The sequence below is a fragment of the Alishewanella agri BL06 genome, from assembly GCF_000272005.1.
Classification (GTDB): Bacteria; Pseudomonadota; Gammaproteobacteria; order Enterobacterales; family Alteromonadaceae; genus Alishewanella; species Alishewanella agri.
This window is the reverse complement of the sequence record NZ_AKKU01000017.1, coordinates 96586-119476: the sequence shown is the minus strand read 5'-3', so window position 1 is coordinate 119476 and position 22891 is coordinate 96586. Positions and strand designations below refer to the sequence as shown.

Here is a 22891-nt window from a genome sequence, read left to right as displayed (position 1 = left end):
AGTGTTGTAAGCTGATTACAGCCCCTCTGTGAAGCTGTAATCCAGCTTCACACTGCCAAAGGAAACTTTGGTGTCTGGCCGGTGGAAACACCGGCCCGATCCTCCCTTGCCTTGCTGCGCCGCGACTTTCAGTTTTTAAGGACTTATTCTCTATGTTAGATACTAACCTGAAGCAACAATTACAAACCTATCTGCAAAACCTGAAAACCGAGGTTGAGCTGGTGGTATCTTTAGATGATAGCGCCAAAGCAGCCGAGGTAAATGAACTGGCAACTGAGATTGCCGAATTATCGAATTTAGTCACCTATCGTCGCGACGATAGTCAGGCCCAGCGTAAACCCGCCATGTTGGTGCGCTCTGTGGCCAAAAATACGCAAATTACCTTTGCCGGTGTCCCACTAGGCCATGAATTTACGTCGTTAGTACTGGCCTTACTGCATTCTGGTGGTCACCCGATCAAGGTCGAAGCCGATCTGATTGAGCAAATTAAAAATATCAGCGGCAGCTTCCAGTTTGAGACCTATGTGTCCTTAAGCTGCCAGACCTGTCCGGAAGTGGTACAGGCGCTGAATATTATGTCGGCGATTAACCCGAACATCACTAACGTGATGATTGACGGTGCCATGTTCCAGGATGAAGTTGCAGCCAAAAATATTATGGCAGTGCCCTCTGTATACCTGAATGGCGAGTTGTTCTCGCAAGGTGCCATTACGCTGGAGAAAATTATCCAGAAAATTGACGTTAACGCCGAAAAACGTCAGGCCGAAGCACTGAAAAACAAAGCGGAATTCGATGTGTTAGTGGTCGGCGGTGGCCCGGCTGGCGCAGCGGCGTCAATCTATGCCGCCCGTAAAGGTTTAAATACCGGTATTGTGGCCGAGCGCTTTGGTGGTCAGGTGGCAGATACCGTCGGCATTGAAAACTTTATTTCGGTGAAGTACACCGAAGGTCCAAAGCTGGTCGCTGGTTTAGAAGCCCATGTGCGTGAATACGATGTGGACATTATGAATAACCAGCGGGCGGTGAAGCTGCGCAAAACCGATAAGGTTGAGCTGGAGCTGGCCAATGGTGCGGTACTGAAAAGTAAAACCCTGATTTTAAGCCCTGGCGCCCGCTGGCGCGAAATGAATGTGCCGGGTGAACAGGAATACCGTGGTAAAGGTGTGGCTTACTGTCCGCACTGTGATGGCCCGCTGTTTAAGGGCAAGAAAGTCGCCGTGATCGGTGGTGGTAACTCCGGTATTGAAGCGGCCATTGACCTGGCAGGTATCGTTGAGCACGTGACAGTACTAGAATTCGCCGCCGAGCTACGGGCCGATGCGGTACTGGTGAAAAAAGCCAACTCCATGGGCAATATCACCATTATTACCGAAGCCCAGACCACTGAAGTGACAGGTGACGGCACCCGTGTGAACGGTATTAACTATACCGATCGTAAAACCGGAGAAGCGAAACGGATTGAACTGGCAGGTATTTTTGTGCAGATCGGTCTGGTACCTAATACTGAGTGGTTACGTGGTGCAGTGGAATTATCGCCGCGTGGCGAGATTATCGTGGATGAGCGTGGTCAAACCTCGATCCCTGGCGTCTTTGCCGCCGGTGATGCCACCACAGCGCCCTATAAGCAAATTATTATTGCGATGGGTGCCGGTGCTAATGCGTCTTTGGGCGCGTTCGATTATCTGATCCGTCACTAAGCAACCGTTTTACATAGCCTGGGATACTCTCTCATCCCTGTTTGGCGGCACGTTTGGTTGCCGCCTTTTTTATGTCTGAAATATACCGCCACCTTATTAGCTTGAGTATAAATAACGCTATTTTTGATAGCCTTTGGTTATAACTGAGCGCAAATTGCTATTTCCGCTTTGCCGCACTGCTGGGTAAGCTGTCAGCCTGATGATAAAGGCTGCAACCCGAGGCGACTGTGCAGTATCTGCCACTTTTTGTAAAACTAACCGATAAACCGGTGCTGATTGTTGGCGGCGGTAGTGTAGCGCTGCGTAAAGCCGGTACCTTATTGAGCGCCGGCGCCCGCTTAACCGTGGTAGCGCCGGATTTTGCGCCGGAATTTCTTCAGTGGCAACAGCAGGGCAAAGCCGAGTTGTTAGCCGGTTTTTTTACTCCTCAGCTGCTGGATGGCAAGTTGCTGGTGATTGCCGCCACCGATAATGACGAGGTGAATGCGGCGGTTTATCAAGCCGCTACAGAGCGCAATATGCTGGTTAACACCGTTGATGATCAGCCAAAGTGTGGCTTTATTTTTCCATCGATTATTGATCGCAGCCCGATCTTAATTGCTATTTCCAGCTTTGGTACCGCCCCGGTATTAGCCCGTCGGCTAAGAGAAAAGTTAGAAACGCTGTTACCGCAACATCTGGGGCCACTGGCTGAATTGGTTGGGCGTTTTCGTGACCAGGTCAAAGCGAAAATTCAGGGTTTTGCGGCGCGACGTCAGTTCTGGGAGCGGGTATTTGACTCAGATGTGGTACGGCAACTGGAGGCGAACCGGCCACAGCAAGCGGAGCAACAGTTAGCAGAGATGCTACAGAGTGAACAACCACGGCAGGGCGAAGTATGGATTGTCGGTGCCGGCCCGGGCGATCCGGAGTTATTAACGTTAAAAGCCTTACAACTGATGCAGCAAGCCGATGTAGTGGTTTACGATTATCTGGTGTTGCCACAGATTATGGAGCTGGTACGCCGTGATGCAGAGCGGATTTGTGTCGGCAAAAAAGCCGGTGCGCATTCCATGCCACAACAGGATACCAATGCGCTGCTGGTACAACTGGCGAAACAAGGTAAAAAAGTCTGTCGCTTAAAAGGCGGCGACCCCTTTATTTTTGGCCGCGGTGGCGAGGAAATTGAAGCCCTGTTGCCAGAGCAGATCCCGTTTCAGGTGGTGCCGGGTATTACTGCCGCGGCCGGTTGCGCCGCCTATGCCGGTATTCCGTTGACCCATCGGGATTATGCGCAAAGTGTGCAGTTTGTGACCGGCCATTGCCGTAAAGCTGGCGATGAGCCAGACTGGCACAGTATGAGCCGGCCGCATCAAACGCTGGCGATTTATATGGGTATTCTAAAAGCAGCCGATATCCAACAGCAGCTGCTGACTTACGGCCGCGATCCGGCAACACCGCTGGCGATTATTGAAAATGGCACCCGTCGTGAACAGCGGGTGATCACCGGCACCTTGTCTGAATTAGCGCAATTGGTCGAGCAGCAACAGGTGGTTTCACCAGCCTTATTAGTGATCGGCGAAGTGGTAGCGTTACAATCGCAGTTGCATTGGTTTGGGCAAAGACCTGCGGCGGCAGTCTTTGCCCAGCCGTTAACCCGGCTGGCTTAAGTGGCTGATCTTTCTCGGGGATGCTGATACAGTAACCAAAATTCCAAAGGCAGGCGGTATGACAGAAAGCAACAAAGCGAGTCACATTCAATGGCAGCCGTATCAGATTGATGCGGCGGCACGAGCCCGGCTAAAGGGCCATCAAAGTACAGTATTATGGTTTACCGGTTTAAGTGGTTCGGGTAAATCGACCGTTGCCAATGCCCTTGAACAAGCTTTACTGGCGCGTGGTGTGCACACCTATTTGCTGGACGGAGATAATGTCCGGCATGGTTTATGTGCAGATTTAGGCTTTAGCGCAGCCGATCGCAGTGAAAATTTACGCCGGGTTGCTGCTGTCGCTGACTTAATGGTCGATGCCGGTTTAGTCGTACTCAGCGCCTTTATTTCGCCGTTGCGCGAGCAGCGTGAGCGGATAAAACAGATGTTGCCGCCGGGGAAATTTCTGGAAATTTATATCGCCACGCCGCTTGAAGAGTGTGAAAAGCGTGATGTTAAAGGCTTATATAAAAAAGCCCGCGCCGGCGAAATTCAGCAATTCACCGGTATCTCGGATCCCTACGAGGCGCCAGAGGCTGCCGATTTAGTGCTGAATACCGCAGAATTCTCGTTAGAGCAAAGTGTACAACTCTTGCTCGATTTACTGCTCGCCAAGGCAGTTATTGCCCCTGCCGCCACCTGATTAATGGAAAAGTCTATGTTATATCTGCAACAGGTTATTACCATAGCCGAACAAGCCGGCCAGGCAATCTTAGAGATTTATCAGCAGGATAGCAGTCAGTTTAATGTTACTGACAAAGCCGATGCCTCACCGCTGACGGCAGCTGATCTGGCAGCGCACACGCTGATTGTTAATGCCCTGACGGCGCTGACGCCGGATATTCCCATTTTATCGGAAGAAGCCGCCAATATCAGTTGGGATATCCGGCAGCACTGGCAACGTTACTGGCTGGTCGACCCGTTGGATGGCACTAAGGAATTTATCAAACGCAATGGTGAATTTACCGTCAATATCGCGCTGATCGAGCAAGGTGAGCCGGTTCTGGGTGTGGTGCATGCGCCAGTGCTGGCAAAAACCTATTATGCGGCCAGAGGTCAGGGCGCTTGGCTAAAAACCGCAGCCGGTAGCCAGTCAATTCAGGTTAGTCAAACTTCCGATCGGGTTCGGGTGGTTGGTAGTCGTAGCCACCCCAGCCCGGATTTAGCGGGCTATCTAGCACAATTCCCGCAGCATCAGATGGTTGCAGTAGGCAGTTCTTTGAAGTTCTGTCTCGTCGCCGAAGGGGTGGCCGATGTTTATCCACGCTTTGGCCCGACGATGCAGTGGGACACGGCTGCCGGTCATATCGTGGCATTAGAGGCCGGCGCGACCGTGCAATTTGACGGTATCAGCGGCCCGGCTTACCAGCGCGAACAGCTACTGAATCCGAATTTTATAGTCTCGGCGCTAAGAGCGGGCTAAACTACATTCATCAATCAGGGTGAATTATGCGTTTAGATAAGTTTATTTGTGACTGTACCGGCCTGACCCGCACTCAGGCCGGTAAGAGTATCCGCCAGGGCCTAGTCAGTATTAATGGCGAGCTGGTTAAGCAAGCTGCCCGTCAGGTCAGTGTAACGGATCAGGTGGAGCTCGACGGCGAGCCGCTGCAGCTGATCGGCCCACGCTATATTATGCTGCATAAGCCTGCCGGCTATGTCTGTGCCAATGATGATCCTGAACATCCGATAGTGTTTACGCTATTGGACGAGCCTCTAGTAGAGCGGTTACATACTGTTGGCCGGCTGGATCTGGATACCACAGGTTTACTGTTATTGACTGACGATGGCCAGTGGTCACATCGCCTGACCTCGCCGAAACATCATGTTGCTAAAACTTATCGGGTTTGGACTGCGGATCCAATCCCAGCTGACGCCATTGCGCAATTTGCCGCTGGCGTGATGCTTCGCGGCGAAAAAGAGCCGACCAAGCCGGCACAATTAGAGCTGGTGGCAACGCACGAAGCCCTGCTGACGATTCACGAAGGCCGCTACCATCAAGTAAAGCGGATGTTTGCCGCTATCGGCAATAAAGTTGAGCGACTCCATCGCGAGCGGATTGGTGCTTTGCAGCTGCCGGTTGATTTGGCAGAGGGGGAGTATCGTAGTTTAAATGAGGAAGAAATACGGCTTTTGAGTTAATCACTAATTTTACCTTAAGTTACAAATTTGCTATTGCATTCAGATTTCACTTTCAGTAGTTTCTTCGCGCGGGAACACGCAAAATATCAAAAATATGGAGATTCACATGAAACTAGCGTTATTAGCTGCATCCGTTTTAACCCTGTCTTTAGCGACGACTCCTGCTGCACAGGCGCAACAAAAAGTTAACCCTTGGAAGCAATGTGGTATTGGTGCGATGATTTTCGATGACAACGGCACTGCTGCTGCGTTATCAAATATTATCTGGGACTTGGGTACTACTGCCGTGACTTCAAACGTCAGCTCACAAAATACTTGTGAAGGCATCAAAGTTGCTGCTGCTGAATTTATCAACAGCACTATCACCAATATCGAAGAAGAAACGGTTGCTGGTGAAGGTGAACACTTAACGGCTATGCTGAACCTGATGGGCTGTGACGCTACGGCGCACCAGGCCATTATTCAGGATGTTCGTGCAGACTTTAATGTTAACGTTGAAGGCCAGGCTGCCAAAGCAGAAGCTTATTATAATCAACTGGATAACACCATCAACACCAAGTTTGCTGCCCAGTGTCAGGTCATCTGATTTATTGCACTCCATTGAAACCCGCCGTGTTGCGGGTTTTTTCATTTTGAGTCGTAGATGAAGTTTTTACTCTTCGCGGTTTGCTATCTGCTGGCATTTCCTGCTTGGCCAAATGTGGTTGAGCGGCTACAACAACAGGCTGCCTTACAGGATCTGGCCACTGCACCCTATTGGCTGGCGCTGTTGCACCAAGAAGGTGTCAACACCCGCAGCGCGATAGTGGATCCGGATTTTTTCCTGGCGTCAGCGGCTGACGCTGGCGCCGAACTGAATGCCACTCTTGCCGCGCTGTTACTGCCGGTAAGTGGCGATGTTAATGCGCATGCGCAATGTCGTTTTATTGCACGGTCGCATTGGTTACAGCAACAACTGCCAGAGCTAAAGCATCAGCTGGCGACTGTTTCTTGCCCGTTGTTTGATGATTGGAGCGACCAGCAGCAAATCGGCTCGGTTAGTGCTATTTTTGCCAGCGGCTACCTGGGGAACCCGGCCTCGTTTTATGGCCATATTCTGTTAAAGTTTAATAGTGCCTCAGATAAAAGAGCTCTGTTGCAACAGCAAAATATTAACTTTGGTGCTGAAGTACCTACTGCAGAAAACCCATTACTTTATATTGCTAAGGGGCTCGCTGGCGGTTACAACGCGGTTTTTTCCTATGGTGATTTTTACCGCAATATTCATACCTATGGTGAGACCGAACTGCGCGACCAATGGGAGTATCAACTGGCACTCACCGACGCAGAGGTTAAACAGCTGCTCTATCATGCCTGGGAGTTGATTGGCCGGGATTATGTCTATTATTTTCTGAAAGAAAATTGTGCCTTTCGGATGGCGGAGCTATTGGAGCTGGTAGTCGGTCAGCCCTTGATTAGCCGCCGTAAGCCTTATGCGATGCCAATCAGTGTTTTTCATCGCTTGGCAGAGGTTGAACATCATGGTCAGCCGCTGGTCAGCAAGATTACGCAACATCCATCGCGACAAAAGCGATTGCATGCAGGGTATCAACAAAGCTCACCAGACGTACAGAATGCGGTAGCCTGGCTCGTAGCCAATAATTATCAGCTGGCGGGTGCGGCATTTCAGCAACTGACAGTTGCAGAGCGCATTCAGGTGTTAGAGATACTCTTTGATTATATCGAATTTCTTAAAGTTGAAGCTGATACCCCAGAGCTGACGAAAATCAAAAATCTGTTACTGCAGGCCAGATTGCAATTGCCGGCAGCCAAACCAACATCCTTAACGCTTAATGATAATGCACCGCACCGCAACACCTACCCATCTTTAATACAAGTTGCTATTACCGATACTGAAAATAGCGTTGCTTACGATCTGCGGTTTCGGGCGACTTACTATGATTTACTCACCGCCAACCGCGATCCGGGGGTATTTTCGGCACTGGCGATGTTCGATGTGCAAGTGCGACTGCAACAAGGGCGCTTGGCACTGCAGCGTTTTGAGTTATTAAATATTGAAAATATGAACTTGTCACATACGGGATTAGTCGGCGACGGTGGTTTGGCGTGGAAAATCAATCTTGGATATCTGCCCGAAGATCTGGTTTGCGCCGATTGCCAGCAACTTCAGCTGACCGCCGGTGCAGGTAAAGCGGTACCTCTGAGCAGTGGCATTCTCTATCTGATGCAAGACGCCCGGCTGCATCAAGACAAATTCCAAACGGGTTGGCTTTCAGCTGATAGCAGGCTTGGCACTGTGTTTGATGTGCAGCCATACTGGCGGCTGCATGCAGAAATTGGCTATCGTAGTTATCTTAATACAGAGCGCGATAACTTTTTTTGGTATCGACTTCAGCAGCGTTTTGGTACCAGCCAGCGCTGGGATCTGCGCTTAGGCATTGTCCGGCAGCGCGCCACAGAAGTGAGCCTTGCTTTTAGTTACTATTTTTGAGCTCGGCATCGGAGTTGTATGTCAGCAGAGCTGTGTCTTTTTAAATTTTAGGTTAACCAGTCTTGTCTTTTTTCGCCGCTGATTCATAATCGAACCGAGTTTAATAAACCGCATGGATAGCTGGTCGCGCAGTGTTCGTCCTGCCATTCTGCGTAATTGAGGGAATAATGAAGAAATTAGTTCTGCCTTTGGCGTTGGTATCGTTAGCGGCATGCACGTCCGCAACCCGCGAAGTAGTGAACAAACCCGTCACCAGCCAGCCTGCCGTCAGCGCCACTTTGACCCAGCCGCAAGAAAAGAGCCTAAAACGCGTAGTCGCAATAGCTCGTTTCTCTGATGAAACTAAAAGAGGTAATGCGTTCTTAGTCGATAACAACGCTGATCGGCTAGGTAAACAAGCGTCAGATATTTTGGCTGCCCGTCTTACCGAAACCCAGAAATTTATAATGCTGGAGCGTGCTGATCTGGACAAAGTGCTGCGGGAGCAAAGCTTTAGCGGTGCTGAGGTTAAGAGTATCGGTTCAGACTATTTAATCGTAGGTTCGGTATCAGAATTCGGCCGCTCTACCAATAGCGAAGTCGGGGTATTTAGCCGCAACAAAATTCAAACTGCGACAGCGACCGTTAATGTGCGGCTGATCAACACCCGTACCGGACAGGTTGTATACTCTGAAGAGGCGACCGGTGAAGCCAGAGTTGAGGCGAATACCGTGTTAGGCGTCGGTGAGCGCGCTGCTTATGATACGGCGATCAACGATCGTGCCCTGTCCGCTGCCATCTCTAAGTTGGTCAGTAATATTACCGAAAATTTATTGGATGCGCCCTGGCAAGCCTATCTGGTCAGTAAGCAAGGCAATAATTTCCTGATGACCGGCGGTAAGTCGCAGGGGATCCAGCTAAACGATACCTTTGCGGTTGCAACGCAAGGAGAGCAAGTGCGTAACCCGCAAACCGGCTTATTTATTACCTTACCTGGCAACGATGTCGCAGTATTACGGGTAGTCGGTTTTGTGGGTGAGGGCGATAACGAATTATCTGTTTGTCAGTTGGTGTCCGGTTCGCTGGATGGTACAGATTTGCAGCAATTAGTCGTAAAAGAACAAGGGAAGGTTTGAGATGAAATATTTAGTCACAGCGTTATTTGCGCTGCTGCTGAGCGCCTGTAGCAGTCAGTTCCAAACGGTAACCCAAGTCGATGATATCGCCCATCTACAACTTGCAGGCAATTTCAGCGGTGCGACTTTAACTATCAACGAGCAGGCGCCAATTAATCTGGATACTGTTGCAACTTTTACTTTTAAGGATGAAAAGGTTGCTAAATTCCAACTCGCAACCGGCAGTCACAATGTGAAAGTTGAGCGTGCCGGCAAACTGCTGGTAAACCGCAAGATTTATGTTTCAAACGGCAATACTTTTGAGTTGAGAGTGCCATGAAAGCAATAAAAATAATAATGATCAGCGTTTTTGCTCTGATACTGACGGCCTGCGCAGCTAACAATAACAGCATCTATTATTGGGGCAGTTACTCGGCAACGGCCTATAAACTGAAATCTGAGCCCACAGCAGAAACCCGCGCCAAGCATAAAGCGGAATTACAAAATATTATTGCGCAGGCTGACGCGAAGAATAAGCGGATTCCACCTGGCATTTACGCCGAGCTGGCGATGCTGGAAGCTGAAGACAATAATGTCAGCGCCGCGTTGCAATATTTTGAACAAGAAAAGCAGTTATTTCCGGAGTCCAGCAAGATTATTGAGCTGATGCAAAGCTCGCTACGCAAGGAAGTGAAACAATGAAACAGCTGCTAAAACTCTTGTTGGCAAGCCAGATAGTATTGCTGGTGGGTTGCGTGTCACCCATGGTAACTAAGCAAGAAGCTTTCCCGAAGATGTACTCAGAGCCGCCACTGTCGATTCTGGTCGTCCCGGCGATCAACCATTCTACTGCTGCCGATGCGCCTGATTTGTACTCGACAACCATTGCACATCCGATTGCAGAAGCCGGTTACTATGTGATGCCATTGCCGTTAACTAACTTCCTGTTAAACCAGGAAGGGATCACCGATGGTGCCCAGTTGCGTGAAGTGGATGCGACAAAATTTAAGCAGTTGTTTGATGCCGATGCGGTATTGTTTGTCACCATTAATCAATGGGACACCAACTATTACGTCACTGGTGGCAATGTCACTGTAGGGGCAGAGTTTGACCTGGTGTCTACTAAAACGTCTGAAGTGCTTTGGAACTACCATAGTGTGATAGTACACAACACGTCCGGTAATAGCGGCAATCTGATTGCCGATATTATCTCAACGGCCATTACTACCGCATTAACCGACTATGTACCGATTGCCCGCATCGTGAATGCCACTGTGGTGGGAACTATGCCGGTGGGTAAATACCATAAGGCGCATGGTAAAGATGGAGCTATGCAAAGTGTGAATAAACACCAAAGTAGCCAAACAAAGGGTTAAAGCAGAAGCCCAAGTTGCTCGCCAGTAATAGAGGGTAGCGTTTTCTGATTTTTGCGCTACCCTGATAGTGACAATGATAACAAAGGTAATGCTATGAACTTTATCCTGTTTTTAATTATCGGTGCGGTCGCTGGCTGGTTGGCCGGTAATATTATGAAAGGCCGTGGCTTTGGCGTGCTGGGTAATATCGTAGTCGGGATCGTCGGCTCCTTCCTCGGTGGTATGCTATTTGGTGCCCTGGGTTTAAAAGCCTTTGGTTTGATTGGCTCGCTGATTACCGCAACAGTGGGTGCTGTGGTGTTGTTGTATCTGATTAGTCTGGTGAAAAAAGCCTAGAACAAATCCAGTGAACCGGGTTGCGGCTCAGGTTGTGACCCGGCATTAGCCTTCTGCTGTAAGCGCGCCCGGCGCTGCGCCAGCAGTTTTAAAATGCGCGCCCGCTCTGCTGCCGGCTTCAGATGCCAGTTAAAGCGCTCTTCGCGCGAGCGCAGGCAGCCCTTGCAATAACCGCGTTGATTGCTCTCACATACCCCAATGCAGGGGTTCGGTAGCTCAAATAACTCAAGTTGGTCCACGGCCGTGGCGACCTGCTGTTTTACACCTATACAGATACTCTAGCGGCTCACTGCCGGCGACACAAATTTTAATTATTTTCAGAAAAAGTCATTTTTTCCGCAAAAAGCGGTTGACTCCGGACAGATAGACGTCTATTAATATAGCCAATCTGCTTTTTGATTAAAGCAACAACAATTAACCGTAAGAGTTAGTGAGTATTAAATGCGTTTAGCAGCCGTTCTGAACATCATTGTCCTCGTAATCGTGGTGATTATTAATCTCCGCGGGGGCGGTGTATTGGAACGATAGCGCACACTAAGTCGACTTCCAGCAAAACCCCCGCTCCGCAAGGACCGGGGGTTTTGTCGTTTCAGGGCTGGTGAAAATTGATTCGGGCAACAAGTAAAAAGGGCAACAGCAAATGAAAGGCGCAGAATTGGTATTAAAGGTATTACAGCAGCAGGGGGTAGACACCATCTTTGGTTACCCGGGCGGCGCTATTATGCCAATTTACGATGCGATTTATCACAGCACCGTTAAACACTATCTGTGCCGGCATGAGCAAGGTGGCGCCTTTTCGGCCATCGGCTACGCCCGCGCCTCTGGCAAAGTTGGCGTCTGTTTAGCGACATCTGGCCCGGGCGCCACCAACCTGATTACCTCACTGGCTGATGCCCTGCTGGACTCGGTACCGCTGGTCGCCATTACCGGTCAGGTATCACAAGCGGTGATGGGCACCGATGCCTTTCAGGAAGTCGATGTTTTAGGCTTATCGTTGGGCGTAACCAAGCACAGCTTTATGGTCCGCGATGTCAATGAGCTGGCGCATACGTTACAGGAAGCTTTCCGACTGGCAGAAAGTGGTCGCCCCGGCCCGGTATTAGTTGATATTCCGAAGGATATTCAACTGGCTGAGGTCAGTGAACCCGAGTGGCCAACGCTGCCAACTGCCCGCTTAGCGACCTCACTGGCTAACGCGGCCAAAGCGCGGCAGCTGATCGCGCAGGCGAAAAAGCCGATTGCCTATATCGGCGGCGGTGTGCAGATGGCGGATGCGCTGCCGCAGTTACAGGCTTTTCTGGCCGAAAGTGAGATGCCATCAGTCACGACGTTAAAAGGCATGGGCTCGGTGGCCCGCGCTAACCCGCACTATCTGGGCATGCTGGGGATGCACGGCACCCAGGCCGCTAATTTGGCGGTGCAGCAAGCTGACTTACTGATCTGTTTGGGGGCCCGCTTTGATGACCGGGTAACCGGTAAGCTGGATAAGTTTGCACCGCACGCCAAAGTGATTCATGTGGATATCGATCCGGCAGAAATTAATAAGGTGCGCTTTGCAGACTGTGCCTTGCTGGGCGATATGAAGCAAATTCTGCCGGCGATCAGTACCGCCACCCAATGCGCTGACTGGCTGGCGCATTGTCAGCAATTAAAGCAGCAATATGGCTGGCGCTATGATCACCCGGGTGAACGGATTTTTGCTCCTCTTATGCTGAAACAACTGAGTGAACGGATGCCGGATAACAGCGTGGTGTGCTGCGATGTGGGGCAGCATCAGATGTGGGTGGCGCAGCATATGCGTTTTAATAGCCCGCGCAATCATTTATCCAGCGGCGGCTTAGGCACCATGGGCTTTGGTTTACCGGCGGCGATTGGTGCCAAGCTGGCACGGCCACAGGACACGGTGATCGCCGTCAGTGGCGATGGCTCCTTTATGATGAACGTGCAGGAGCTGGGCACCATCAAGCGCTTCCGGCTGCCGGTGAAGATCGTCATTATCGATAACCAACGGCTGGGCATGGTGAAGCAGTGGCAGCAACTGTTCTTTAATGAACGCTATAGCGAAACCGATTTATCGGATAACCCGGATTTTGTGGCGCTGGCAGCGGCCTTCGCCATTCCCGGCCATACCATTACCCGCAAAGATGAAGTGGCAAGCGCGCTGGAAGCGATGTTTAGCTGGCCGGGGCCCTATTTATTACACGTACGGATCGATGAAAAAGACAACGTCTGGCCTTTAGTACCGCCAGGTGCCGCGAACGAAGATATGCTGACGGAGACGAACTGATGCAACATACCCTGAATATCACCACCCGCAATGAAGCCAGCGTGGTAGAGCGTTTACTGCAGGTAACCCGCTATCGTGGTTATCAATTGGCGGGTCTGGCGATGACCCCGCTAACTGACCGGGCCGGTTTACAAATTACCCTGACAGTGCAAAGTGAGAAACCCATTACGCTACTGACCAGTCAGCTGGTGAAGTTATATGACGTACAGCAGCTGGAATTGGCTTCGGCTGATGTTGCTGTGCTGCGTGCCTAATCGTGCTTAATTGACTTACGTTTTTTACAGGATAACAAGATGCCAAAACTCAGATCCGCTACCGTCACCGAAGGCCGTAATATGGCGGGCGCCCGTGCCTTATGGCGGGCCACCGGTGTAAAAGATACCGACTTCGGCAAGCCGATAGTGGCGGTGGTTAACTCCTTTGTCGAATTTGTACCCGGCCATGTGCATTTGCGCGATCTCGGTAAGCTGGTAGCCGCCAGCATTGTCGAAGCCGGCGGTATCGCTAAAGAATTTAATACCATCGCGGTTGATGATGGCATTGCCATGGGGCATGGCGGTATGCTGTACAGCCTGCCGTCACGGGAGCTGATCGCGGACTCGGTAGAATATATGGTGAATGCCCACTGTGCCGATGCCATGGTCTGTATCTCGAACTGTGACAAGATCACCCCGGGTATGCTGATGGCCGCGCTGCGGTTAAATATTCCGGTGATCTTTGTTTCCGGTGGGCCAATGGAAGCCGGTAAAACCAAACTCTCGGATCAAATTATCAAGCTGGATCTGGTTGATGCCATGGTATCGGCGGCCGATCCCAAGGTCAGCGATGCCCAAAGCGAGCAAATTGAAAAAAGTGCCTGCCCAACCTGCGGCAGCTGCTCGGGGATGTTTACCGCCAACTCGATGAACTGTCTGGTGGAAGCATTGGGCCTGGCGCAGCCGGGCAATGGCTCTTTACTGGCAACCCATGCCGATCGCAAAGAATTATTTGTGCAAGCCGGTTTCCGGGTTATGGAGCTGTGTAAGCGTTGGTATCAGGACGATGATGCCAGCGCCTTACCGCGTAGCATTGCCAATAAGGTTGCCTTTGAAAACGCCATGATGCTGGATATCGCGATGGGCGGTTCAACCAATACGGTGTTGCATTTACTGGCTGCCGCTATTGAAGCCGAAGTGGACTTTACTATGGCTGATATCGACCGTTTATCGCGTGTCGTGCCGCACCTGAGTAAGGTGGCGCCCTCTACGCAGAAATATCATATGGAAGATGTGCATCGTGCCGGTGGCGTGATTGCGATCCTGGCGGAGCTGAACCGCGCCGGTTTGCTAAACCCCAATACGCCGCATGTTGCCGGTAGCTCACTGGCTGAGGTGTTGGCGAAGTGGGATATTAAAACCACTACTGATCAGCAGGTAAAACAGTTTTATATGGCCGGTCCGGCCGGGATCCGCACCACTCAGGCGTTTTCGCAGAATTGCCGTTACCCGTCATTAGATGATGATCGGGCCGGAGGTTGTATCCGCGATAAAGCGCATGCCTATTCGCAGGATGGGGGTTTAGCGGTGCTGTTTGGTAACCTGGCGCCAAAGGGGTGTATCGTTAAAACTGCCGGTGTCGAGCCGGAAAACCTGGTATTTAGTGGCCGGGCGCGGGTATTTGAAAGTCAGGATGACGCTGTTGCCGCCATTTTGGGCGGCAAGGTCGTGGCCGGTGATGCCGTTATTATCCGCTACGAGGGGCCCAAGGGTGGCCCGGGGATGCAGGAAATGTTGTATCCAACCAGTTATTTAAAATCGATGGGGCTGGGCAAAGCCTGTGCGCTGATCACTGATGGTCGTTTCTCTGGCGGTACCTCAGGCTTATCAATTGGTCATGTGTCACCGGAAGCCGCCAGCGGCGGTGCTATCGCGCTGGTCGAAGAGGGTGATCGGATAGAGATTGATATTCCCAACCGCAAAATTGCCATTGCCGTCAGTGACGAGGTGCTGGCCAGTCGCCGCGCTGCGATGCAAGCCAAAGGCAGTAAAGCCTGGAAACCGGAAAACCGCCAGCGTGTGGTCAGCGCCGCGTTAAAGGCTTATGCGTTATTAGCCAGCAGTGCCGACCAGGGTGCGGTACGCGATCTGTCAAAACTGGAGCAGTAATGGATAATCTGGCACGGGCAGCAACCGACAGCAGCGATGCCGAGGTGATGCAGCACTATCTGCGGGAAATTCTGTTGTCGCCGGTGTATCAGGCGGCGGTAGAAACGCCGCTGGATGAAATGCATAAGTTAAGCGCCCGCCTTGGGCAGCAGGTGTTGTTAAAGCGTGAGGATAAGCAGCCGGTTTATTCCTTTAAACTGCGCGGCGCCTTTCATAAACTGCATAAAGTGCAGCAACAGCAGCCTGATGCCAAAGTGATTTGCGCGTCGGCCGGTAACCATGCCCAGGGTGTGGCGCTGTCCGCCGCGAAATTAGGTCTGGACGCAACCATAGTGATGCCGATCACTACGCCGGAAATTAAAGTAGCCGCAGTGCGGGCCTTAGGTGGCAAGGTGGTGCTGCATGGTACCGCCTTTGATGAAGCCAACAGCTTTGCGATGCAAAAAGCGCAAACCGAAGGCGCCATCTATATTCCGCCCTTTGACGATGCTGATGTGATTGCTGGCCAGGGCACCGTGGCCAAGGAGCTGCTAAGCCAGCATAACCGCCTGGATGCCGTCTTTATTCCGGTGGGTGGTGGTGGCCTGATGGCGGGGATGGCGGTCTATATCAAAGCCATTCAGCCCCATGTCAAAGTCATTGGTGTAGAGCCGGAAGATGCTGCCTGCTTAAAGGCTGCGCTGGCAGCCGGTGAGCCGGTGACCTTGCCACGGGTGGGATTATTTGCCGATGGGGTGGCAGTAAAGCGGATTGGCAGCGAAAACTTTAATCTGGCCAAACGGTTTTGCGATGAGGTGGTCACAGTAAGCAGCGATGAAATCTGTGCTGCGATCAAAGATATCTTTGATGATTTACGGGCCGTGGCCGAGCCGGCCGGTGCTTTGGCCCTTGCTGGGCTCAAGAAATATAGTCAGCTGTTAAGAAACAGCACCTTACCGCGGCCGCAGCATTATGCCGCTGTGCTTAGTGGCGCCAATCTTAACTTTGATACCCTGCGCTATGTGTCAGAGCGCTGTGAGCTGGGCGAGAAAAAAGAAGCGGTGTTTGCGGTAACCATCCCGGAGGAAAAAGGCAGTTTCCGACGTTTTTGCCAAACTCTGGGTGGCCGTGCCATTACCGAATTTAACTACCGTTATGCCAGCGAGCATAAAGCGCAGATCTTTGTCGGCATTAAATTGCGTCATGGTGAGACTGAACTGAATACGGTAAAAAAGGCGCTGACCGAGGCCGGTTATCAGTATCTGGATCTGTCGGACGACGAGCTGGCCAAACTGCATGTACGGCATATGGTTGGTGGTATGCCACCGCGTAAGCTACAAGAGCAGGTGTATCAGTTTAACTTCCCGGAATACCCGGGAGCACTGATGAATTTTCTGAATACGCTGGGAGAACACTGGAATATTACGTTGTTTCACTATCGTAACCATGGTGCCGCCACCGGCGACGTGCTGGCGGGTTTTGAAGTGGCAGAGCACAGTGCTATCGCCGGCTATCTGGATAATCTCGGTTATGAATACCGGCTGGTAACAGATAATAGTAGCTATCAGGCGTTTTTAACCGCTGCTCAGCCCTAGATCCCTTTAGTACAGCAGAGCGCTGTATATAAATTGAACTAATCACTATTGTGTTAACCTAAGCGTGCAGTTAGACTGCGCGCGTTTTTATACAGGAGAGCAATAATGAGTAAGCAAGCGGCAACCGAGCATGGCCGCGGGGAAATTCGCGACAATGCACTAAAAGCCTTAGTGACCAGTAAGCTGTTTCAACCCCGGGTGGTAAAAGCGAAAAAGGGCAAAGGCTCCTACAACAGAAAAGGGCGTAACTCGAAAGATTACGCCCTTGTTGTTTTTGCGGCCTTTACTTGCAACACAGTATCTAACCAACTCTGCAGAGGTTGAGCTTTTAACCCCAGGTATAACGAAAACTTTGCTGTTCTTTATAGGATTGCGCTGACATAACTGCCCCTGAAAACGCCATATGTTAAGATGCGTTCAAAATTTACCATAAAGGTTAAATGATGACTTGGCAAATATTAGTCGCTTCAGCCAATCCGGCCAAAATCCGGGCGGTTGAGCAGTGTTTTCAGGTGAATTTCCCCGAGCAAGCTATTACGGTGCGCGGTATTAGCGTGCCGTCCGGTGTTGCTGAGCAGCCGCTCAGCAGCGAGGAAACTTATGCCGGAGCGAAAAACCGCTTAATGGCGTTAAAGCAGCAGGGCGCAGCCGATTTTTATGTGGCCATAGAGGCCGGTTTGGATGGTGAGATGACCTTTGCCTGGATGCTAATTGAACATCAGGGCAAGCTCGGCAAGGCGCGTTCGGCCAGTTTAATGTTACCCAAGGCGGCGCTGCAGGCGCTGGAACAGGGCCAGGAGCTGGGCGATGTGATGGATGAGCTATTTGGTACCCGGAATATTAAACAGGCTGGTGGCGCTATCGGCTTATTAACCCAGAACCGGTTAAGTCGCAGTGGTGTTTATCAGCAGGCGTTGACGCTGGCATTAATCCCGTTTTTAAACCCGGACTGGTTTTAAACGAGGAGCGATTAAACCGGATACCGTCAACAGAGGTTGGCGGCATCCGGCTCAGGCATAATCAGACGCTGGTATGCAACCTTACTTCGATATTGCCGCGAGTGGCGTTAGAGTAGGGGCAAACCTGATGTGCGGCCGCGACCAGTTGCTCAGCTGCTTGCTGTGCTAGACCAGGCAAGCTAATAAACAGGTCGACATCCAACCCAAAGCCACCCTCAATTTTGCCAATCCCGACTTCTGCACGGATAGACACATCGGCAGGCAGGCTTTGCTTGTTTTGACCGGCGACAAATTTCAAAGCGCCAATAAAGCAAGCCGAGTAGCCGGCGGCAAACAGTTGTTCCGGATTAGTGGCATCGCCCTTACCGCCCAGTTCTTTTGGGGCCGCCAGTTTTGTTTGCAGTAAGCCATCGTTTGACTGCGCCTGACCATCACGACCACCGGTAGCGGTGACGACGGCTTTATACAGAATATCCATTTTGTTACCTCATTCAGTTAAAGGTTGATTGCCAGAGCATACTAACGGCAATTAATCTTGTGCGCAATATAATTGCGTGAAATATTTTTGCGCGATAGCGCCGGGCTTCAGTTATAATCAGTGCACTCATTACTTTACTCGCCCGAGGCTTGGTTGATGACGGCTAAAACACTCCCGCTACCACAGCAAGTATGCTTTGCACTCTATAGCGCCAATAACGCGATGATGCGGCTGTACCGGCCTTTGCTGCAGCCCTTTGATCTGACCTATCCGCAATATGTGGTGCTGCTGGCATTGTGGCAGCAGGATAAGATCAGCCTGGGTCAGCTTGGTGCGGCGACGTTGTTTGACTCGGGTACCCTAACGCCTTTGGTAAAGAAGCTGGAACAAAAAGGCTGGCTGCAGCGGGTGAGTGATGCCAGTGACGAGCGGGTGAAAAAGGTGCTGTTAACCGCGGCAGGTCGGGCTTTAGAAACTGAGGTCGCAACTGTGATGCCGGCTTTACGTTGCCAGGTGGCACTACCGGAAAGCCAGCTGCTGGCGTTACGTGAGCAGGCGCAGCAGTTGCTGCAACAGCTGCAGCAACTGGAGGCTTGTCGTTAGGGCTTTAGCTGTTCACATTAACCAGTAAGCGGCCCTGAATGTCTCCGGCCAGCAACGCCTGGGCTTGAGGTATGGCTTCTGCCAGGCTGATTTCCCGACTGAGTAAGGTAAAGTCGTCTGCGGTTAATAACTCGGCCAGTTGTGCCCAGGCCGCCAGTCGCGGTGCCATCGGTTGCATCACGCTGTCGATACCACAAAGTGTAATGCCGCGCAGAATAAAGGGTGCTACCGAGGCCGGGAAATCCATCCCCTGTGCCAGACCACAGGCAGCCACCACACCACCATAACGGCTCTGAGCACAGGCATTGGCCAGCGTGTGGCTGCCGACTGAGTCTACGACACCAGCCCATTGTTCTTTAGCCAGAGGTTTGCCCGGAGCGGACAGGCTATCACGACTGATAATCTCAGCAGCACCAAGTTGGCGCAGATAGTCTGCGGCACTGGCTTTGCCCGTCGCGGCCGTAACCTGAAAGCCCAGCCGCGCTAACAGTAATACTGCAAAGCTACCGACGCCGCCGGTCGCTCCGGTGACCAGTACCGGGCCGGCAGCCGGGGTTAACTGATGTTTTAACAAAGCCTGTACGCACAGCATTGCAGTATAGCCGGCAGTTCCGATAATCATCGCTTGCCTGGCAGTCAGCGGTGCAGGTATTGGCTGTAACCAGGCGGCAGGCACAGCAGCACGCTGCGCCAGGCCACCCCAGTGCTTCTCGCCCACGCCCCAGCCGTTTAGCAGCACCTGATCACCGGCTTTAAACGCCGGATTCTGGCTACTCACCACAGTACCGGCCAGATCGATGCCTGGCACCATCGGAAAGTCCCGTACTACCGGCGCTTTGCCGGTAATCGCCAGCGCATCTTTATAATTTAACGTGGAATAGGCGACGTCTACCACGACCTCGGCTGCCGGTAACTGACTGGCGTCGAGTTGCTGTAAACTGGCGCGATAATCAGGCGTTTTATCGATCACTAAAGCATTAAACATCAGACACCTCCGTAAAGTTAGGTGATTAAGACTAGTCCAGACAATGGCTTAGCGCTATGCGGCTTTGGTCGCATGCGCTGTCACCGTTATATTTTGTTACATCTGTAAGGTTTTCATTAATAGCACCAGCTGCTTTAATCATCAGGTATTTAAATATATTCAGGAGCTTATTTTGAAATATTCCGCCCTCTCGCTCGCCCTGTTAGTGGCGCTCGGGGTTGCTGGTTGCAGCAGCCAACAAGCAACAACCTTACCTGCAGGGGTAAAGTTAGTTGCAGTAAACCCGCAACAGGATGACCGCATTAGTCTGCCGTATAAAAAATATCAGCTGGAAAATGGCTTAACGGTCATTATCCATGAAGATGATTCTGATCCACTGGTGCATGTCGATGTTACCTATCATGTTGGCTCAGCACGCGAAGAGTTGGGCAAATCTGGTTTTGCGCATTTCTTTGAACATATGATGTTTCAGGGCTCGGACAACGTGGGCGCTGAGATGCACTTTAAGTATGTTACCGAAGCGGGTGGTACCCTGAATGGTACTACTAACAGTGATCGCACTAACTATTTCCAGACCGTGCCGGTCAATCAGCTGGAAAAAATGTTGTGGTTAGAATCGGATCGTATGGGTTACTTCCTCGATTCCGTCACCCAGGAAAAGTTTGATATCCAGCTCTCGACGGTGAAAAACGAGCGCGGGCAGCGCGTTGATAATCAGCCTTATGGCCGTTACTTTGAACAACTGCAAGGTGCGCTCTACCCCTATGGGCATCCGTATTCCTGGCCGGTGATTGGTCATATGGATGATTTAAACCGCGCCACTATGCCAGATTTAAAACAGTTCTTCCTGCGTTGGTATGGCCCGAATAATGCGACGCTGACTATCGGCGGCGCGGTTAAGGCCGAAGAAATCCTGCCGATGGTGCAGAAATATTTTGGCACTATTCCGGCCGGCCCGGCGGTAGAAAAAATGGCCAAAGCGCCGGCGAAACTGGATGCGGATCGCTATGTATCGATGGAAGATAATGTCCACCTACCGCTGATTAGTATGACTTTTCCAACGGTCTATGCCGGTCACCCGGACGAAGCACCACTGAATATTCTGGCGGATATTTTGGGCAACGGTAATAACTCATTGTTGTATCAGAGCCTGGTGCGTCCGCAAATTGCGGTTAATGCGTCAGCCGGTCACCGTTGTATGGAATTAGCCTGTACCTTTAGTTTGAGCGCCTTGCCTCATCCGGCTTCAGGTAAAAATCTGGCTGATATTGAACAATTATTAAGGCAAAACTTACAGCAAGTGGCTGAGCGTGGTGTTAAGCCCGAGGATTTGGCTCGGGCTAAAACACGGGTTGAAGCACGCAGTATCTTTGGCTTACAGAGCGTTGCCGGTAAAGTCAGTCAATTGGCCTATAACGAAATTTTCTTTGGTGAACCCGATCGGATAGCTTCGTTACTGGCCAGTTACGAAGCAGTTACAGCAGAAGATGTGATGCGGGTTTATCGGCAGTATGTGCAAAACAGCCCAGCGGTAATCAGTAGTGTGGTACCGCGTGGTAAAACTGAGCTGATTGCCGCCGCCGATAATTTTACTGCCCAGAAGTTTGATCCGGCTAATGCGACTACCGCTGAACCGCTACCAATGCGTTATGCCGCCCACACTTTTGATCGCAAAGTGGTGCCACAGGCCGGCGCTAACCCCGCCATTTTATTACCTGACACCTGGACTACGGTGTTGGACAATGGCATTCAGGTGCTGGGTTCGGTGAGTGATGAAACGCCAACGACGTCGATTCTGTTACGGATCCCGGCGGGTAGCTTCCACAACACAGTGGAGCAAGCCGGGTTGGCATCAATGATGGCGGCACTGTTAAACGAAAGCACCGAGAATTACAGCACGGAACAAATGAGTATGGCGTTGGAATTGCTCGGCAGTTCAGTGTCTTTCAGTGCCTCGGATAATGAGCTGAATGTGTTCATCAGCAGCTTAAGCCGCAACTTGCCACAAACCTTGCAACTGGTGCAGGAAAAACTGCTGCGCCCGGCTTTCAATGCCGAAGATTTTAATCGCATCAAACAACAGCGGTTACAATCTTTAGCTCAGGCGCAGAAGAATGCCAGCTATCTGGCTGAACGTGCAGTCAGCAAGTTGATGTTTGGCGACAGCATTGCCGGACAATCCAGTATGGGGTCTGCTGAAAGTTTGCAAGCGATGACACTGGAGCAGGTAAGCGCGTTTTATCAGACACATGTTAAACCGCAGGGTGCGCAGTTAGTTACGGTATCTGATTTGCCGCAGCCGCAGTTACAATCGCTGTTAGCTGATATGGCCCCGCAGTGGCAGGGGAAAGCACCGGAACTGGCGTTAGCTCTACCGGCACCGGCAATCCAACAGGGGGCGATCTATCTGGTACATAAAGATCAGTCGCCACAGTCAGAAATCCGTATTGTGCGTCGCACTATGCCACGCGATCTGACCGGTGACTTCTATCGCGCCGGCCTGATGAACTTTACGCTGGGTGGTAACTTTAATAGCCGCATCAACCTGAACTTACGCGAAGACAAAGGCTATACCTATGGTGCGCGCAGCGGTTTTGGTGGTGATCAACAAGTTGGTTTGTTTACTGCCAGTGCCGCAGTTCGCGCTGATGTGACGCGTGAGTCAATCGAAGAGTTCTTAAAGGAGCTGAACAACTACCAGCAAAATGGTATGACGGCAGCAGAGTTGAACTTTATGCGCAGTGCGGTCAATCAGTCAGAAGCGCTACGCTATGAAACGCCAAATGCCAAGCTGGGTTTTATGGCGCAGATGCTGGAGTTTAATGTCGGTCCGGAGTTTACCCGCGAGCGCAATCAAATTCTGCAGCAGGCATCACTTGAGCAGCTAAATGCGTTAGCCAGCCAATATTTGTCGCCGTCTGAGATGGTGATCGTGGTAGTGGGTGAAGCGGATAAACTGAAGCCGGAGTTGGAAAAGTTGCAATTGCCAATTATTGAGCTAAAGCTGTAATTGCTTATCAAAGTGCGTAAAAACGCC

The 22891-nt window shown here is 51.3% G+C and carries 23 protein-coding genes; 20 read left to right on the top strand and 3 right to left on the bottom strand.

Features of this window, described 5'->3' with window-relative positions; translation table 11 throughout:
- Positions 1 to 152: 152 nt before the first annotated feature.
- From ahpF to AGRI_RS10335, 12 genes are all read left to right on the top strand, one after another.
- The gene (gene ahpF, locus AGRI_RS10390) at positions 153 to 1697 is read left to right on the top strand and encodes an alkyl hydroperoxide reductase subunit F (protein ID WP_008984896.1); all 1545 of its coding nucleotides are present in this window, start codon (positions 153 to 155) and stop codon (positions 1695 to 1697) included.
- A 227-nt stretch (positions 1698 to 1924) separates the two neighbouring features.
- Positions 1925 to 3346: a siroheme synthase CysG gene (gene cysG / locus AGRI_RS10385; protein ID WP_008984895.1), complete on the top strand. Its 1422-nt coding sequence runs from the start codon at positions 1925 to 1927 to the stop codon at positions 3344 to 3346.
- 58 nt (positions 3347 to 3404) lie between these two features.
- On the top strand, positions 3405 to 4028 hold the full coding sequence (cysC, locus tag AGRI_RS10380; RefSeq protein WP_008984894.1) for an adenylyl-sulfate kinase: 624 nt from the start codon (positions 3405 to 3407) through the stop codon (positions 4026 to 4028).
- 15 nt (positions 4029 to 4043) lie between these two features.
- The gene (gene cysQ, locus AGRI_RS10375) at positions 4044 to 4808 is read left to right on the top strand and encodes a 3'(2'),5'-bisphosphate nucleotidase CysQ (protein WP_008984893.1); all 765 of its coding nucleotides are present in this window, start codon (positions 4044 to 4046) and stop codon (positions 4806 to 4808) included.
- A 26-nt stretch (positions 4809 to 4834) separates the two neighbouring features.
- The gene (gene rsuA, locus AGRI_RS10370; RefSeq protein WP_008984892.1) at positions 4835 to 5527 is read left to right on the top strand and encodes a 16S rRNA pseudouridine(516) synthase RsuA; all 693 of its coding nucleotides are present in this window, start codon (positions 4835 to 4837) and stop codon (positions 5525 to 5527) included.
- A gap of 106 nt (positions 5528 to 5633) precedes the next feature.
- Complete coding sequence (locus AGRI_RS10365; protein ID WP_008984891.1) at positions 5634 to 6113, top strand: DUF3015 family protein; 480 nt, start codon at positions 5634 to 5636, stop codon at positions 6111 to 6113.
- A gap of 57 nt (positions 6114 to 6170) precedes the next feature.
- Positions 6171 to 8018 carry an Lnb N-terminal periplasmic domain-containing protein gene (locus AGRI_RS10360; protein ID WP_008984890.1) on the top strand — a complete coding sequence of 616 codons (1848 nt, stop codon included), beginning with the start codon at positions 6171 to 6173 and terminating at the stop codon, positions 8016 to 8018.
- Between the two features lie 167 nt (positions 8019 to 8185).
- Positions 8186 to 9133, top strand: coding sequence for a CsgG/HfaB family protein (locus tag AGRI_RS10355; protein ID WP_008984889.1), 948 nt, complete (start codon positions 8186 to 8188; stop codon positions 9131 to 9133).
- Between the two features lies 1 nt (position 9134).
- Positions 9135 to 9452, top strand: coding sequence for a hypothetical protein (locus AGRI_RS10350; protein WP_008984888.1), 318 nt, complete (start codon positions 9135 to 9137; stop codon positions 9450 to 9452).
- Positions 9453 to 9469: 17 nt separating this feature from the next.
- On the top strand, positions 9470 to 9814 hold the full coding sequence (locus AGRI_RS10345) for a DUF4810 domain-containing protein (protein ID WP_008984887.1): 345 nt from the start codon (positions 9470 to 9472) through the stop codon (positions 9812 to 9814).
- Positions 9811 to 10488: a GNA1162 family protein gene (locus tag AGRI_RS10340; RefSeq protein WP_008984886.1), complete on the top strand. Its 678-nt coding sequence runs from the start codon at positions 9811 to 9813 to the stop codon at positions 10486 to 10488. The genes AGRI_RS10345 and AGRI_RS10340 overlap by 4 nt, the downstream gene beginning before the upstream one ends.
- Before the next feature lie 93 nt (positions 10489 to 10581).
- Positions 10582 to 10824 (top strand): GlsB/YeaQ/YmgE family stress response membrane protein, encoded by a 243-nt coding sequence (locus AGRI_RS10335; RefSeq protein ID WP_008606402.1) that lies wholly within the window; start codon positions 10582 to 10584, stop codon positions 10822 to 10824.
- On the opposite strand, the gene AGRI_RS10330 is transcribed toward AGRI_RS10335, so the two are convergent.
- Positions 10821 to 11063, bottom strand: coding sequence for a DUF1289 domain-containing protein (locus AGRI_RS10330; protein WP_008984885.1), 243 nt, complete (start codon positions 11061 to 11063; stop codon positions 10821 to 10823). The two genes, AGRI_RS10335 and AGRI_RS10330, sit on opposite strands and share 4 nt — an antisense overlap.
- A 401-nt stretch (positions 11064 to 11464) precedes the next feature.
- Here AGRI_RS10330 and ilvG point away from each other — a divergent pair, with 401 nt between their 5' ends.
- The 6 genes from ilvG (at position 11465) to yjjX (ending at position 17788) form a co-directional block, all read left to right on the top strand.
- Positions 11465 to 13111, top strand: coding sequence for an acetolactate synthase 2 catalytic subunit (gene ilvG, locus AGRI_RS10325; protein WP_008984884.1), 1647 nt, complete (start codon positions 11465 to 11467; stop codon positions 13109 to 13111).
- Positions 13111 to 13365: an acetolactate synthase 2 small subunit gene (ilvM, locus tag AGRI_RS10320; protein WP_008606405.1), complete on the top strand. Its 255-nt coding sequence runs from the start codon at positions 13111 to 13113 to the stop codon at positions 13363 to 13365. The genes ilvG and ilvM overlap by 1 nt, the downstream gene beginning before the upstream one ends.
- 39 nt (positions 13366 to 13404) lie before the next feature.
- Positions 13405 to 15255: a dihydroxy-acid dehydratase gene (gene ilvD / locus AGRI_RS10315; RefSeq protein ID WP_008984883.1), complete on the top strand. Its 1851-nt coding sequence runs from the start codon at positions 13405 to 13407 to the stop codon at positions 15253 to 15255.
- Complete coding sequence (gene ilvA, locus AGRI_RS10310; protein ID WP_008984882.1) at positions 15255 to 16829, top strand: threonine ammonia-lyase, biosynthetic; 1575 nt, start codon at positions 15255 to 15257, stop codon at positions 16827 to 16829. Before ilvD ends, ilvA begins: the two co-directional genes overlap by 1 nt.
- Before the next feature lie 105 nt (positions 16830 to 16934).
- Positions 16935 to 17153: a ribosome alternative rescue factor ArfA gene (locus AGRI_RS10305; protein WP_008984881.1), complete on the top strand. Its 219-nt coding sequence runs from the start codon at positions 16935 to 16937 to the stop codon at positions 17151 to 17153.
- A 119-nt stretch (positions 17154 to 17272) separates the two neighbouring features.
- A complete protein-coding gene (yjjX, locus tag AGRI_RS10300) occupies positions 17273 to 17788 on the top strand; it encodes an inosine/xanthosine triphosphatase (RefSeq protein WP_008984880.1) in 516 nt (171 codons plus the stop codon).
- A 61-nt stretch (positions 17789 to 17849) separates the two neighbouring features.
- Here yjjX and AGRI_RS10295 read toward each other — a convergent pair whose 3' ends face one another.
- A complete protein-coding gene (locus AGRI_RS10295; protein ID WP_008984879.1) occupies positions 17850 to 18266 on the bottom strand; it encodes an organic hydroperoxide resistance protein in 417 nt (138 codons plus the stop codon).
- 156 nt (positions 18267 to 18422) lie between these two features.
- Between AGRI_RS10295 and AGRI_RS10290 the strand changes: the two genes are divergently transcribed.
- Positions 18423 to 18869: a MarR family winged helix-turn-helix transcriptional regulator gene (locus AGRI_RS10290; RefSeq protein WP_008984878.1), complete on the top strand. Its 447-nt coding sequence runs from the start codon at positions 18423 to 18425 to the stop codon at positions 18867 to 18869.
- Between the two features lie 4 nt (positions 18870 to 18873).
- Here AGRI_RS10290 and acuI read toward each other — a convergent pair whose 3' ends face one another.
- Positions 18874 to 19854, bottom strand: coding sequence for an acrylyl-CoA reductase (NADPH) (gene acuI / locus AGRI_RS10285; protein ID WP_008984877.1), 981 nt, complete (start codon positions 19852 to 19854; stop codon positions 18874 to 18876).
- A 172-nt stretch (positions 19855 to 20026) separates the two neighbouring features.
- On the opposite strand from acuI, the gene AGRI_RS10280 reads away from it, so the two are divergent.
- A complete protein-coding gene (locus tag AGRI_RS10280) occupies positions 20027 to 22864 on the top strand; it encodes a M16 family metallopeptidase (protein WP_008984876.1) in 2838 nt (945 codons plus the stop codon).
- Positions 22865 to 22891 lie beyond the last annotated feature (27 nt).

Coding starts and splice junctions, on each gene's coding strand:
- rsuA (WP_008984892.1), top strand. CDS start 4,835: ATGCGTTTAGATAAGTTTATTTGTGACTGTACCGGCCTGACCCGCACT.
- AGRI_RS10305 (WP_008984881.1), top strand. CDS start 16,935: ATGAGTAAGCAAGCGGCAACCGAGCATGGCCGCGGGGAAATTCGCGAC.
- ahpF (WP_008984896.1), top strand. CDS start 153: ATGTTAGATACTAACCTGAAGCAACAATTACAAACCTATCTGCAAAAC.
- AGRI_RS10365 (WP_008984891.1), top strand. CDS start 5,634: ATGAAACTAGCGTTATTAGCTGCATCCGTTTTAACCCTGTCTTTAGCG.
- AGRI_RS10355 (WP_008984889.1), top strand. CDS start 8,186: ATGAAGAAATTAGTTCTGCCTTTGGCGTTGGTATCGTTAGCGGCATGC.
- cysQ (WP_008984893.1), top strand. CDS start 4,044: ATGTTATATCTGCAACAGGTTATTACCATAGCCGAACAAGCCGGCCAG.
- AGRI_RS10360 (WP_008984890.1), top strand. CDS start 6,171: ATGAAGTTTTTACTCTTCGCGGTTTGCTATCTGCTGGCATTTCCTGCT.
- yjjX (WP_008984880.1), top strand. CDS start 17,273: ATGACTTGGCAAATATTAGTCGCTTCAGCCAATCCGGCCAAAATCCGG.
- AGRI_RS10350 (WP_008984888.1), top strand. CDS start 9,135: ATGAAATATTTAGTCACAGCGTTATTTGCGCTGCTGCTGAGCGCCTGT.
- acuI (WP_008984877.1), bottom strand. CDS start 19,854: ATGTTTAATGCTTTAGTGATCGATAAAACGCCTGATTATCGCGCCAGT.
- AGRI_RS10335 (WP_008606402.1), top strand. CDS start 10,582: ATGAACTTTATCCTGTTTTTAATTATCGGTGCGGTCGCTGGCTGGTTG.
- AGRI_RS10290 (WP_008984878.1), top strand. CDS start 18,423: ATGACGGCTAAAACACTCCCGCTACCACAGCAAGTATGCTTTGCACTC.
- ilvA (WP_008984882.1), top strand. CDS start 15,255: ATGGATAATCTGGCACGGGCAGCAACCGACAGCAGCGATGCCGAGGTG.
- ilvM (WP_008606405.1), top strand. CDS start 13,111: ATGCAACATACCCTGAATATCACCACCCGCAATGAAGCCAGCGTGGTA.
- AGRI_RS10345 (WP_008984887.1), top strand. CDS start 9,470: ATGATCAGCGTTTTTGCTCTGATACTGACGGCCTGCGCAGCTAACAAT.
- ilvG (WP_008984884.1), top strand. CDS start 11,465: ATGAAAGGCGCAGAATTGGTATTAAAGGTATTACAGCAGCAGGGGGTA.
- AGRI_RS10295 (WP_008984879.1), bottom strand. CDS start 18,266: ATGGATATTCTGTATAAAGCCGTCGTCACCGCTACCGGTGGTCGTGAT.
- ilvD (WP_008984883.1), top strand. CDS start 13,405: ATGCCAAAACTCAGATCCGCTACCGTCACCGAAGGCCGTAATATGGCG.
- AGRI_RS10340 (WP_008984886.1), top strand. CDS start 9,811: ATGAAACAGCTGCTAAAACTCTTGTTGGCAAGCCAGATAGTATTGCTG.
- cysC (WP_008984894.1), top strand. CDS start 3,405: ATGACAGAAAGCAACAAAGCGAGTCACATTCAATGGCAGCCGTATCAG.